The following is a 13827-nucleotide window of genomic DNA, read 5'->3' as shown; positions in this document are numbered from 1 at the left end:
CCGGGCCAGGGCAGCGGGCCAGTTACGTCTCAGCCAGCGACGGGGTCCAGCATGCGGCTCCGCTCACCGTTCCACGAGAGCGTCAACGCATCGCGGGCCCGCGTGCATGCCACGAAAAGGAGACAGTGCTCGGCCAGCAGATCCGACTGGTGCTGCACGGGATCCACTTCGGCCGGTGTCACATGCGGGGCGAACGGAAGCACGCTCGACGTCACCCCGACGACGGCCACACATCGGAATTCCAGCCCCTTCATGGCGTGCATGGTTGCCACCCGCACGCCGGACACATCCGGACCCGGATCGTCCTTGACTGCGACCGCCGGTACACGCTCCCGCCGCAGACGCGTGATGACCGCGTCCACCATCGTGTTGAACCGGGCGCACACGGCCACCTCGGAGGCCTTGACGCCATCCTCGTCGATCCAGGTACGGATCTGCTGGACCAACGCCCGCAGCTCCTCTTCCTGGCCGGCGTACCCGTGTGCTGTCGGCACGCGGCCGTGCAGCTCGGAGCGGTAGCCGCGCAGCGAGTCCAGGCCGCCGTCCTGCTCGTCGTCCTCACCGAGCCGTCCCACGGGCCGGCCGTCGAGCAGGGACGTGGACCAGCGGAGGATCTCCTCTGTGCTGCGGTAGTTGAGGCGCAGCTGGGAGGAACGCCCTCGGACGCTGATCCCGAGTGAGCGCAGTGAGACGCGCGAGTCGTAGATGCGTTGATGGGGGTCGCCGACGAGGAACATGTCGTCGGTCTGGGGAGTCACGCATGCGCGCAACACCCGCCACTGGGCCGGGTGGAGGTCCTGAGCCTCATCCACTACGACGTGACGGTAGCGCGGTGCGCCAGCCGTTAGAAAGCTCGCTGCCTGGTCGCACAGCTGGGTGTACGTCGCCGAGTCGCGCGAGATTACGTCTGCCGCGAACCTTTCCATCACGCGCCACAATCGGGCTCTCTGCACTCGCCCCACCTGCGTGCCGCGCCCCCGCCGTACGCACCGCAGATACTCCTCGGGCGTGCGGAGCCCTTGTGCCAGGACGACCTTGCGGAACTCCTGGGACAGGAACTGCTCCGTCCACGGGAGTTCCTCACGAGCCGCGGCGCGCTTCCAGGCGCTCTTCTCCGCGGCGGCCGACAGTGGTTTCGGCGACTTCCCCCGTGCTTCTCGAATGACGCGGGAGGCCAGCGCGTCCACCGTCGTGACGTCGACCCGGTCCAGCAGATGGGTGTCGGCGTCGCCGAGCAGGAGCGCCAGACTGTCCCGCAAGGCGGATGCCATGGCATTTGTGAAGGTGGTCAGCAGGATGCGATCTCCCTCGCGACCGGTACGCAGTAAATGCCGGACGCGGTGCAGGGCGACGACCGTCTTACCGGTCCCGGGGCCGCCGGTGATCTGCGCGGGACCGTTGAAGCCGGGGTGGTAGGCGTACCGGCGCTGGGCGGGGTGGAGGAAGATCCGCCAGCGGGTGAAGTCCTCGGTGAGAATGCGCTCCAGCTCGCCGGGCCCTGTCACCTCCACTATGCGATTGGGCGTGTTGAGGATCGCTTCGCTGAGAGTGACCGTTGGTCGGTTCTCCGCAGTGCGCACCGACTGCCCTCGCGGGGCGATCAGTTGCTCCCATACGTCCTCGGGGGAGTGGCCGTCCGCCAGGAACCACAGCGCCTCGTACTGGTCTGCGGGCATCATCGGCGGTGCCATGACCGTCAGATCGTCGGCCGTCACACAGACTCGGGCCAGGCGTAGAACTTGGTCGTCGATGCCGAGATCGCGCAGCACGGTGTCGGAGTACTTCTCGAAGAGGCGGGTCGGGGTGGTGACCGCCTTGGTCCCGAAGTAAGTTTCCATCTGTTCGAGGGCCTCGGCATTGCGCACCTCGAGCCCCGCGGTGGCGCCGTTGACCGAGTAGGCCCGCTTGCAGGCCCAGTTGATTGCCTCGTCGTGCGGGGCGACCCGGAGCAGGGTGAACAGGTCACTCCCGTCATCTGGGGCCAGCAGGACGCCTCGGTAGAACCTGGTGATGCGTATGGTGCGAATCCGGGGATCACGCGCTCGCTCGAGCTTTTCCAGGTGCATGCCCTTGTTGGCGTGCAGTTGGGGCACGGTCATGCTCCGGAAAATCCGGATCGCGTCGTTGACGTCCTTCTGCACGGGTCTCTGCAGTGAGATGAGGTCCGCGACGAAGTCGTCGGAGAGGGCGAGTCGGGGCATGGCGTCCTCGGATGACGGAGGGACTGAAGGTCGAGGCCAAGCCTAGAGAGGTACTCCGCCGAGAGCGATGGAGCCCGACGAAGTTATTGTGTGAACTCTGTCAACGCTCTAAGGTGCTGCCTTACGACCGATATCTGTTCGTGCTTCACCGGACCTGTCCGAGAGGACCCACTCCATGCCGGCCCAGCCTTTCCAGGCCGCTGTCCCGCATCCGCTCGAAGACGTGCCCCAGACATTCCGTGCCGGGGATTCGTACACCGTGCGGGACAAGCTCGTCACTTATATCCGCCGCGATCTGCTGGGCCCCTGGGACGGTAAGACCGAGACCCTGTCGAGCGCTTCCTCCGGGCCGCGCGACCGCTACCTGGTCGGAATGCTCGGACCGCAGCCCCAAGCCGTCACGGGAGACGATCTTGCGCTCGTGGCGGCCCAGAGCGCGGACGGCGACTCGGGCGACGAACAGGAGGGTGATGACGCCGCTCCTCAGGACCGGTTGACCCCGCAGGCGGCCGGTCACATCTGGGCCTCCTCCATGGGGTTATCGTTCACCGTCCCCGCGTCCGTCGGCACGCTGAGCGCCCACGTCCGCTGGGGCCGCTACACCCAGTCCGAGGAAGCCACGGACCGGGGCACGACCCGCCGGGTCTGGTCGCGTGAGCAGGTCGAGCACCCCGTGGACATCGACGTGACCGGCGAAGTCGAGCGGACTGTGGAACTCGAAGGCGGCGCCGTCTCCCTGGAGGTGCGCATACGTCGGCACATCCGCCGGGCCGGAACCGAGGACCTGCGCGTCGTCGAACTTGCTCTGGTGAACCGCCAGCAGGACAGCCGTGAGGCCCGCGACGCCCACTGGCTGTTCCAGACCCAGGTGGAGGTCACCGCCTTCCCCGACGACCAAGCCGCGGTGTTCCTCCCCGTTGATGACCCGCTCGATCCCGCACACCACGGCAATGCGACGGAGGACGCCGAGGACCGGCGCCTCCGGCTCCTCTACCGGGACAGCCTCAGCCACGCCAAGGGCCGCAACGTCGCCGTCCGCGCCCATGTACGTGACGGCGAGCGGAACGCGCACCGGCTCATCACGACCTGGCTTCCGGACTACGACGTACGGTCCACCACCGCACCGACCGTCGATGAGCAGGCCCTGCTCCGTGGGCTCGAACTGGGCATGGACGAACTCGCCGCATTCGCGGTACCGGCCCGCAGGAACGAACTCAGTGCCGCCCTGGCACCGCTGGCCGACGGCTACAGCACCTGGCTTGATCAGCAGCGTCAGAAGGCCCGCTCGCTCCCGGACGATCTGCGTGAATCGGCGAATGCCGCCATCGAGCAGGCGCTGGACATCTGCGATCGCATCACGCTGGGCATCGACCGGCTCGTGGCCGACGACGTCGCCCTGGAAGCGTTCCGGTTCGCCAACCGCGCCATGGCACTGCAACGCCGCAATACCGCCATCGCCGCTGCCCGTGCAGGCCGTGAGGACGAGCGCGACTCGTACCAGGAGGCGTACGACAAGGTGTACGCCAGGGGCAAGGAAGCGGCCAGCTGGCGGCCGTTCCAGCTCGCCTTCGTCCTGCTGAACCTCGACTCCTTGTCCAGCGCGGGCCACCCGCATCGCGGCACCGGCCGCGAAGCACTCGTCGACCTGCTGTTCTTCCCGACCGGCGGTGGCAAGACCGAGGCGTACCTCGGCCTCGCCGCCTATACCTTCGCCCTGCGACGGCTGCAGGGCACCGTCGGCTCGGGAGCAGAGGCGCGCAGCGGTGAGGCGGGTGTCGGTGTCCTCATGCGCTACACCCTGCGTCTGCTGACCGCCCAGCAGTTTCAGCGGGCCGCCGCCCTGGTCAGCGCCTGCGAAGTGCTGCGTCGTGAGGAGTATGCGAGGGATGCCCGTTGGGGCGCCACTCCCTTCCGTATCGGTCTCTGGGTGGGCACCTCCGTCTCGCCCAACTGGTTCGAGGAGGCCAAGGAACAGATCGCTGACGCCAGGGAGAGCGCGAGTGACAAGCACGCACGCGTTCTTCAGGTCCTCACCTGTCCCTGGTGCGGCAGTGGACTGACGGCCCGTTCCCACATGGAGTACGACGAAGGGCGGCGCCGGGTCATCTTGTACTGTTCGCGAGGGGAGGGTACGGACCGTTGCCCCTTCTCACGGCGTGAAGCACCCGGTGAAGGCATCCCCGTCCTCACCGTCGACGAGGAGATCTACCGGCTGGCCCCGGCGCTGCTGATCGCCACGGTGGACAAGTTCGCCCAGCTCCCCTGGAACGGGTATGCCGGGCTGCTGTTCGGCCGGGTCACGGAGCTCTGCCCCCGGCACGGCTATCGACACGAGGACCTCGACGCCAAGACGGGATGCGGGAGTCGCCACCACGCCAAGGGGGACCTGCCCGGCGTCACCGCACAGCCGGTCACCCGACTCCGTCCCCCGGATTTGATCATCCAGGACGAGCTGCATCTGATATCCGGGGCGCTCGGCACCATCGTCGGCCTCTTCGAGTCCGCCGTCGACCAGCTGTGCAGCTGGAGCTTCACCGACGGCCAGGGACAGCGTCACGAAGTCGGGCCCAAGATCGTCGCCTCCACCGCGACCACCAAACGGGCCGCCGACCAGGTGCTCGGTGTCTTCGGCCGCAAGGTTGCCGTCTTCCCGCCGCAGGTGCTCGACGTCGGCGACACCTTCTTCTCCCGGCAGGTCGAGTTGAGCCGGGAGAATCCCGGCCGACGCTACCTGGGTGTGTGCGCGCACGGCACCCGCCTCAAGGCAGCCGAGATCCGCGTCGCCGAGATCCTGCTCCTGGCCGGTCAGCAGCTCTTCGACGACTACGGCAAGCCGGCCGATCCCTACATGACGCTGGTCGGGTACTTCAATGCCACCCGTGAACTCGCCGGCATGCGGCGGTACATGGACGACGACATCACCACCCGAGTGCGCTCCAACGGCAGTCGCAGAGGCCAGGAGACACTGGCCGACCGCATCGTGGGCCGCGCCGGCATGCTCAGCATCCAGGAACTGACTTCGCGCATCTCCTCGGCCGACGTCGGTGCGGCCCTCAAGCGCCTGGAGGTCGAGTTCGACCCCGAGCGCGACACCTCCGACCGGCGGCGTGCCTTTCTGCGCGAGTATGCGGTCGCCCACAAGGAGAAGCGCCTGCCCCGCGCCACCATGACGCCGACCGCGAAGCAGGCAGTCGACGTCGTCCTCGCCACTTCCATGCTGCAGGTGGGCGTCGACGTCTCCCGGTTCGGCCTGATGCTGGTGGTCGGCCAGCCCAAAAACACTGCCGAGTACATCCAGGCATCGTCGCGCGTGGGCCGTGATGCCGCACGGCCCGGTCTCGTCGTCACCCTCTACAACTGGTCACGGCCCCGCGACCTCGCTCACTACGAGGACTTCGAGCACTACCACGCCACCTTCTACCGCCAGGTCGAAGCGCTGTCCGTCACCCCGTTCACCCGTCGTGCCCTCGACAGAGGAGTGGCCGCCACCTATGTCGCCGCCCTTCGTCAGGCGGCCTACGAAACGTCCCGCAACCTGGACGCCTCGTGGGTCGACCTCGACGGGCCGCTTGCCCAGGACGTCGAGCGCCGACTCCTGGAGCGCGCCGAGCGGGTGGCGCCGGGTGACCGGGCCCGCCAATACCTGAGCGAGCGCCTGGATCGGCTCAAGGACGAATGGCGGCGAAAGCGCGAGGAGAGCTCAGCGACCCTCGGGTACCGGAAGGAGAAGCGCAAGAAGACAGTCGTCAGCGGCCTTCTCCGCAGGGCGGACGGGTCCCAGTGGACAGAACTGACCGTTGGCATGTCGATGCGTGAGACGGAGAACGAAATCAACCTCCTGCTGCCCGGTGGCGGAGCCTTTTTCGAGGAGTCCTCGTCGGGGGGTGGGCCGGACTGGCACTTCGGCGCATCCGATTCCGACTCCGGCACCGATCCTGACGTGGCGGCCACCGTGGACAGTGACGAGTACGGACCCACGAGCTCCGGCACGGCAAGGAAGGGACAGCGATGAGCGTCAACGGCAATCGCAGGGTCGGCGCGGTCCGTCCCAGCCACCTCATGTTCACCGCCGGCATCGGCTCCCTGGTCGACCTGCCGAACTTCTCGGTACTCGTCAAGGGGCTCGAGTCCTGGAGCTATTCGGGCATCACCGACTACGATATCGACGAGCCCCGGTTGCGCGCTGCCGTCAACCGATCACTCCAACGCTACGGGCGCGGCCAGATCGAGCAGCTGCGCGCTGCACCGTGGCTGGAAGGCGGGGACACCGATCCCAAGGGCTGGGCCGCACAGGGCATCGGAGTGCCGGTTACGCCGTTCCCCCAGTGGCTGCGTTGCACTGCCTGCAATGTGCTGGCCGCCGTGGACTCGGGTGAGTTCGCCTTCATCAATTCTAATCCGCGGACACCGCACGAGGCCAAATTCCTCCACGACTGCAAGAAGGGGAAGCCACTCGCCGTGGCCGCTCGCTTCACCCTTGTCTGCACCGCCGGACATCTCGACGAGTTCCCGTACACGCCCTACGTCCACCACGGACAGAGCTGCTCCCGGGCGGAGCGTCCCAAGCTGCGCATGAAGGACCACGGCGGCAACCAGGCCGCCAACGTGACCATCGAATGCGTCGCGTGCGGCGAGAAGCGCAACATCCGCGAGGCGATGGGTGAACGAGGCCGCCGTCATCTGCCCCGGTGCCGCGGACGCCACCCGCATCTGGGCACGTATGCGGCGAGAGGCTGTGAGCAGGACCCGGTCCTCATGGTGGCCGGTGCGTCCAATCAGTGGTTTCCGCTCACTCTCAGCGCTCTGGCCCTGCCGCAGGGCCAGAGCAGTGACATCGACAAGCTCCTTGACGACCACTGGCCTGACCTGCAGGTCATCGGGGAAAGAAACCAGTACGACTTCGTGGCGAGCATCCCCAAGTTCGGCTTCCTCAAGGGGTTCGACGCCGATGCGGTTGTCGCCGCCATCGTGGCGCGGAAGGAGGGGACGAGCGCACCGGCACCTTCCGCCCCCGACGTACAGGCCGACCTCTTCGGGCCCGAGTGGGACGCCCTCTCCGGCCCTGTTCCACCGCCCAGCGACGACTTCGCGCTGAGGAGGGTCCCCGTCCCGTCCACTCTCGGGGAACTGTTCTCCGACATCCGTCAGGTCGAGCGGCTGCGCGAGGCCCGGGCCCTGATCGGTTTCACCCGGCTCGACGCCCCCGACCCCGAATCACCGGAGATCGCCACGAGGGTGGATCTGTCCCGCGGTGCGCAGACATGGGTGCCGGCCAGCGAGGTCCGAGGCGAGGGCATCTTCCTCCGCGTACGGGACGACCTCATGGCCGACTGGGTGGCCCGCGTGGAAAAGTCACCGCAGATGGAGGCCCACAGGCAGGCCTTCGGCCGTTTCCGCGTGAACCGGAGGTCGGACCGCAAGACGAGCGACTTCGACCCCTACTACGGTTGGCCCGGAGTACGGTACATCGCCCTGCATACACTGTCCCACCTGCTCATCCGCACGATCGCCCTGGAATGCGGCTACAACTCGGCCTCACTCGCCGAACGCGTCTACGCGGGTGACGAGCAGAACCCGAAATCGGGCATCCTCATCTACACCGCTGTACCTGACTCCGAGGGCACCCTTGGGGGCCTCGTGTCCCTGGCCGAGGAGCGCGAATTCGACCGCATCCTGCGCCGTTCCCTGGCTGATGCCTCGCACTGCTCGGCCGACCCGCTGTGCTCGGAGCGTCTGCCGCACGATCCGGCCGATTACCTCCACGGAGCGGCCTGCCATGTCTGCCTCTTCGTATCGGAAACCACGTGCGAGCGCGGTAACCGGTTCTTGGACCGACGCTTCCTCGTGCCACTCTCAGGAGATAAAGAGCAGGTGCTGACACCGGTTGGTCTGCTGCCGTGAGCAGGCCCAAGTTCGAGGCCGCCGCCGAGGACGCGGTCGTGGCCCTCGGCCTTTCCCGCAGCAAGGACCTCGCCGGCCTGCTGGTACGTGAGGACCGGAGGGAAAGAGCGCTGACCGAACTGGTGACTCCAGGGGTCAACGAGGCGGTGGCGAAGCTGTACGACGCGTTGGAGGCCGAGTCGGTCTCCAACGCCGAGGCGGCCGCCTACATCCGTGGCTATGTGGCTGCCACGCTCCATGCGCGGGACAGGGTTCAGGTTCGTACAGTATGGAGCGGCCCCTCGACGCCGGCCGTTCCGGTGCGTGCGACCGCTCAGGTACTCGTCGAAGTCATTGCCGAAGCGCGGGAGGAACTCCTGGCCATGACGTACGCAGCTCGCCCGTACCCGGCACTGACGCGGGCTCTGGCCGAGGCCGCGGCCAGAGGAGTCGAGATCCACATAGTGGTCGAGACACTGGCAGGGGCCGGCGGTCTCCTCTCCGGCCGGGAACCGGCCGATGCGTTCGCCACGGTACCGGGGCTGCGTATTTGGCACTGGGCACGTGATCCGGCCACGGCCGCGCACTCGCGCCAGCACGCCAAACTGGCGGTAGCCGACCGGCGCCTGCTCTTTCTGGGCAGTGCCAACCTGACTGAGTCGGCGGCCCGGCGCAATATCGAGGCCGGAGCGCTGATAAAAGGCGGCGAGGCACCACGACGCGCGGCGGAGCACATCGAGGAACTGCAGCGCCTGGGCGTACTCCTGCCCCTCGTGCTGTGAGCGGGTGAGTGCTTATGACTCGGTGCGTCGATGGCACAGAGGCGGTTCACCTTGGTACCTGCTGGTCAGCTCACGATCGACTTTGTCGGCGGCTGAGGCCGGACACCGGACACCGACGCTACGGATCAGGGGAGTTGGAGCCGATCGCTGAGTAGCGGCATGTGTGTATGGAGCGTGTCGGTCCTCGGACACGGACCATTTCCCCACGGATTCTCTGAGACCGTGGGGATTTGTCGTTCTTGAGGCTGGGTGGGCCCTGCGGGCCTGGTGTGAGCTCGGCCCGCACCGTCATCCGTGCGGAGTCGTAGGTGAGCCGAAGCCCCAGCTGCCGGTAGATCTCGGCCTTGTCTTCGGTCCGGGCCTGGCGTACGACGGCGACGAGGTCGCTGATCGCGTGTACGAGCCGGGTGATCTCGTCTCGGCTCATGCGCGTGTCTGGTCGGCCGGTGGTGGTGCGGAGTGCGGCTTCGGCGCCCGCGCGTTTGGCCTGGGTCTCGGTGATCCATTGGCTGACGAGGGCGGGGTCGGCGCCGGCTTCGAGTGCGGCGCGGCGGGTGGCCGGTTTGGCCTCGCAGTCGGCGACGGTCACGCGGGCCGCGGCGATGGCCGTGTCGTCGTGGTCGGGCAGTTCCTCTGTGGCGGTCATGAGATCGATGGTGTTGTGCAGCCGGTGCGGGGCGAAGACCTTGCCCAGCCAGTCGTCGAGCGGCGGGGTGATCCAGCTTTCGCGCAGATAGACGTTGCGGGGGTGCTGTTTGCGGTTGGCCAGGGCGTACTCCTCGGAGAACCGGCAGCGGTAGTACGCGTCGCCGTGCGACCACTGAGCTTGCATCCGGCGGTTGCACAGCCCGTGGGTGATCAGGCCGCGGAAGAGGTATGGATTGCTGGTGCGGTGCAGCCGAGGGTGGGCTGCGGTACACGCGCACTCGAACAGGCCCGTCAGCATCAGACAACCCGCCGCGTTCGTTGCCGTCGGCAAACGCCGCCTCGCGTCGGTCATGGGCAGGCCCGGCGCGCGCAAGACCTCCGCGAACGCGGCCGGGCGGCAACCGCAACGGCGTCTCCCAGCTGACCCGGTGCCCGGAGTGCCGTAGGTGGAAGGCAATGCCGGCGGGCGAGGCTGGGCGCCGGTGAAAGCAGTGGCGGTCAGGTCACTGCAGGACGATTTGGTGTTCGTGCCGGGGGTCAGCCGCGCATGCGAAGATGTTCAGCGCACCGTCCCTACCAGGGCGGACCTCCGTCGGATGCTTGTTGTCCTGAGGGGTGGGGGCCCGGGGATCCTCCACCGGGGTCCAGCTGGAGACGACGCCGCCCCATTCATAGGTGGCGATGGTGAGGAAGAGCCGCATGTGACTGCCGCACGAGCAGGTGATCTTGGCCGGGCCGGTCACATTCCACGCCGCGAAGCCTCCGACCTTCCACCCTGGGGCGATGGACAGGTCGCCCTGGTAGCTGAGGAAGTCCTCCTCATCGTTCTCGGCTTCCTCCTCAAGCCGCATCTCCCATTCCTCGATGCGCTCTTGCAGGTCGACGTCGAGCAGTTCGATGTATTCGTGCTCCACGACCTGCTCGGGGGCGATGACGCAGGGCTCGGGTACGTAGCCGTCGAATCCGACGACTTCCGGGAGCGGTGGCGCGACTCCTCACACCGTGAGGAGTCGCGCCACCGCACGTCGACGGCGACCGTCCCCTGCCGACCGTGACCATCAAACGGGCACCACAACACCTGGACCAGATCGGTACCTTGCTGGCTCGTCCGCCGGCCACAACAGCGGCCCGCCGACGGAGCTGTCGTGAGGTTTCGGCGCCCCGGGTCGAGGGTGGAGGCGAGTGCTGGTCGCACGGTGGGCCGCCAGCTCGGGGAAGATCTGCTCAATGTCCAGGGGCCGCGGCGGGGTGGTCCGGGTCATCTCATCCTTTCGTTGAGACGATCTCATCTCATCACGGCCGTCCGCACGCCTGCAGCGGGAATTCTCCAGCACATTCGTCAGCTTGAAGCCGCGATCCCTGATGCTGATATTTCGAGTTGGATCGGGATGGGATTCGCCGATTGAACCAGGAGCTCACCGCCTGCCAATAGTTCCGAGCTGTCGATGTTTCCGCTGGGGGAGGAGTAGCGCAGTCGGCCGGTGGTGAAGTCTCTGACTTCGAGGCTCGGGTGCCCCTCCTTGGCGATGTAGCCGGTCTGCTTGGTGTTCCGTGCGGCGAGGGCGAGTGGCAATGCGGTGGTGGGGGCGCCGCCCGGACGGCCTCGGCGGCCTGGGCGAGCAGGCCCGCGGCCTGGGTCCGTGTTGCCACGGTGGACCACCGAGTCTCCACAGCCGTAATGTTCCGTCATGTACTTATCTCTGAAAGCCCGTTGCCAGAGAATCGGCCTCGTGCACGGTGCGGTGATTGCCGGGAACGGGTGAACCATGGCAAGGGAGGGGATCGGGGGGCGGGCATCGGCGTCGGTGGATACGGCTGGGCGTCTGCGCTGTGGTGCTGCTGGGAGCCAGCCTCATCTACGCGGTGCGGCAGGTGTGGGGTGCCGAGAAGCTGGACCCCGCGGACACGGCCGCACTACTCGGGCTACCGATCGCGGTCGCGGGGCTGCTGGCCGCAGTTCTGGCTCTGCGCCGGGCCCCGGAGGGTGACCTGGCGAACCGCTCACGCGACTGGGCAGCCACCCTGGCGACGCAGATCAAGAAGTCCGAGGAGCAACAGTGGCGGCAGCTCCTCGGCAACGACACGCAGCGCATCAATCTCACCTTCACCGTCCGGGCGGCCCCGGCCCGTGCCGCGACGGTGCCCGCGGACACGGGGCGCCTGTTCGACGGCACGCTCACCGTTCCGGACGTGGCTGCCTACTACCGGCAGACCCGCCCACGCCGCCTGGTCGTCACCGGCGCCGCGGGCTCGGGTAAGACCGTCCTGGCCCTGGAACTGATGCTCGCCCTGCTCGAAGAGCGCGGCGAGGACGAACCGGTGCCGGTACGGGTGTCCCTGGCCGAATGGGACACCAGCATCCCCGTGCGTGAACTGCTCGTTGGCCGGCTCGTCGACGTCTACGACTGGCCCGCGGCGATGGCCGACGCACTCGTCCGCCACCACCGGGTGCTCCCCGTGCTCGACGGCCTCGACGAGATGGACCCCACCCAGCCGGACGGCACTCCCTCTCCCGATGCTCCCCGCGCTCTGGCCGCGCTGGACGCCCTCAACGCCTATCAGGAGGGCCGCGATGCCGGCCCTCTCGTACTGACCTGCCGCGCCGCCCACTACGACGCCCTCGCGCCACACACCCGGTTGCTGGACGCCGCGCGCGTCGACATCGACGCCGTCCCCGCTCTGGACGCACACGCCTATCTGCTCAGCCGGTCCGGCACCCCCGCGCGCTGGGAACCCGTCCTGACAGCACTGCGCGACGACCCGACCGGTCCGCTGGCCACCACGCTGTCGACACCGTGGCGGCTGTGCCTCGCGGCCACCGTGTACGCCCGTGACAGTGACCCCGCCGAACTCCTGCGGCACACCACCCCCGAGGAACTTGACGAGCACCTGCTGGCCCGCTTCATCCCCGCCGCCAGCACCCTGTACCCCCACCCTCGCTATGACACCGCCCGCGTCCACCGATGGCTCGCCCGCCTCGCGACCCACCTCGACGCGCCGGGCCAGCCCGAGCCCTCTGATGCCCGACCGGGCACCGACCTGGTTCTCCATGAACTCTGGCCGCTGGCCGGACGCCTCCGCGTGCGCATGGCCGACGGCCTGCTCACCGCCACTGCGGCACTCCTGCCGTGGATCTCCACCCTGCTCCTGCTCCTGCTCCTTTTCCTTTCCACCGACCCGTCCCTCACCGACTTCTATGCATCCAGCACCTTTTGGGGTCTTTTGGTCTGCCTGCTACTCGTCATTCTCACGGCTCTGGTGGTCGCCTTGGCGTTCGGTATCTTCGCGGGTCTGGCCGCGGTACGTGCCCGGCAGCCCGTACCAAGACACCTTGAGTGGAGACTGCTGAGGTCCCGCAGTGGCCTGCGCCGGTTCTGGGCCGGGCTGGGGCGGAGGCTGCTGATGGGGCTCCTATGGGGGATCAGCGGCGGGCTCGCCATGAATGGTGTGGCTTTGGCGCTAGGGAAGGGTCCTCTCGACTCGATTGTGACACTGGAGCTAGGCATTCTCGGCCTGGGCAAAGTCCCGGGCCCGCTGGTTATGCCGCTGGTCGGCCTCGTGCTCGGGTGCGTGGGCGGGGTCGTGGGCGGCGTCCTCGGCGGACTCGTGGACGGAGCGTCCGGTGAACCCGCCGCGACGGCCTCCCCGCGCACCGTCATGCGGAGGGTCCTGCCGCGCGCCGTCTTGGCCGGAGTCGCGAGCGGCTTCTCGAGCGCACTGGTCGGGACCCTCTTATTGAGCGTCGCTGGCGTAGGGCGCAAGGGCACCGCCACGCCCAGTCGGTACGCGAGCGAGATTCTCCCCAGTTGGTGGCCTGAAGATATCGCCCTCTCCGGGGGGATCGAGATCGCTGCACTCGATCTGGCCCCCTTCAGCCTGGCTCCCTTCAGCGGTGTGGCTATAGGACTGGCCGTCGGGCTGGCTGCCACGATGGTCAGGGCTGCCCCCCTGCGCCGATATGCGGTCTTCCTGATCTGTGCCCGGGGGAAGCTGCCGTGGCGCCTGGGTGCGTTCCTCGACTGGTGCTGTGCCGCCGGGCTGATGCGTCTGTCGGGCACCGCCTACCAGTTCCGCCACCGCGAACTCCAGCAGTGGCTCACCGATCACCCGAACATCCCCGCCCCTGCCGGAAACTGACCTGCAGAAGCGGAAGCCAACGCCGGGCGGCCTGACGCTGAACTCGATGCGTCCACCCGTCCACCCGTCTGCCCGGAGGCTCAGCGAGCTCGCATGCAGGGCTGGCGCCCGAATGACGGATGCCTTGGGGGTACCGGCCAGGCGACGACGTACTCGGGAATTGGTTCCAGTCCCGAATA

Annotated in this window: 7 protein-coding genes; 4 read left to right on the top strand and 3 right to left on the bottom strand. The window is 67.8% G+C overall.

Features of this window, described 5'->3' with window-relative positions:
- Positions 1–29: 29 nt before the first annotated feature.
- Complete coding sequence (locus tag ABT381_RS05105; RefSeq protein ID WP_351587860.1) at positions 30–2201, bottom strand: UvrD-helicase domain-containing protein; 2172 nt, start codon at positions 2199–2201, stop codon at positions 30–32.
- A gap of 223 nt (positions 2202–2424) precedes the next feature.
- Between ABT381_RS05105 and drmA the strand changes: the two genes are divergently transcribed.
- The 3 genes from drmA to drmC are packed head-to-tail and all read left to right on the top strand — an operon-like array spanning position 2425 to position 8863.
- The gene (drmA, locus tag ABT381_RS05100) at positions 2425–6213 is read left to right on the top strand and encodes a DISARM system helicase DrmA (protein WP_351587857.1); all 3789 of its coding nucleotides are present in this window, start codon (positions 2425–2427) and stop codon (positions 6211–6213) included.
- Positions 6210–8102: a DrmB family protein gene (gene drmB / locus ABT381_RS05095; RefSeq protein ID WP_351587854.1), complete on the top strand. Its 1893-nt coding sequence runs from the start codon at positions 6210–6212 to the stop codon at positions 8100–8102. The genes drmA and drmB overlap by 4 nt, the downstream gene beginning before the upstream one ends.
- On the top strand, positions 8099–8863 hold the full coding sequence (gene drmC / locus ABT381_RS05090; RefSeq protein ID WP_351587851.1) for a DISARM system phospholipase D-like protein DrmC: 765 nt from the start codon (positions 8099–8101) through the stop codon (positions 8861–8863). The genes drmB and drmC overlap by 4 nt, the downstream gene beginning before the upstream one ends.
- Positions 8864–8981: 118 nt before the next feature.
- Here the strand turns inward: drmC and ABT381_RS05085 are convergent, their stop codons facing one another.
- Positions 8982–9863 carry a recombinase zinc ribbon domain-containing protein gene (locus tag ABT381_RS05085; RefSeq protein ID WP_351587848.1) on the bottom strand — a complete coding sequence of 294 codons (882 nt, stop codon included), beginning with the start codon at positions 9861–9863 and terminating at the stop codon, positions 8982–8984.
- Between the two features lie 151 nt (positions 9864–10014).
- On the bottom strand, positions 10015–10425 hold the full coding sequence (locus tag ABT381_RS05080; RefSeq protein WP_351587845.1) for a hypothetical protein: 411 nt from the start codon (positions 10423–10425) through the stop codon (positions 10015–10017).
- Positions 10426–11341: 916 nt separating this feature from the next.
- Between ABT381_RS05080 and ABT381_RS05075 the strand changes: the two genes are divergently transcribed.
- Entirely contained in the window at positions 11342–13648 is a 2307-nt protein-coding gene (locus tag ABT381_RS05075) for an NACHT domain-containing protein (protein WP_351587842.1), read from the top strand.
- The last annotated feature ends 179 nt before the right edge of the window (positions 13649–13827 follow it).

Origin of the sequence: Streptomyces sp. NPDC000151 (assembly GCF_040301705.1) — a bacterium.
Taxonomy (GTDB): Bacteria; Actinomycetota; Actinomycetes; order Streptomycetales; family Streptomycetaceae; genus Streptomyces.
Note: the sequence above shows the minus strand (reverse complement) of the source record. Positions and strands in the feature narration are given on the sequence as shown.

Excerpts from the sequence above, each read along its gene's own strand:
- ABT381_RS05105 (WP_351587860.1), bottom strand. The coding sequence starts at position 2,201 with ATGCCCCGACTCGCCCTCTCCGACGACTTCGTCGCGGACCTCATCTCA.
- drmB (WP_351587854.1), top strand. The coding sequence starts at position 6,210 with ATGAGCGTCAACGGCAATCGCAGGGTCGGCGCGGTCCGTCCCAGCCAC.
- ABT381_RS05085 (WP_351587848.1), bottom strand. The coding sequence starts at position 9,863 with ATGACCGACGCGAGGCGGCGTTTGCCGACGGCAACGAACGCGGCGGGT.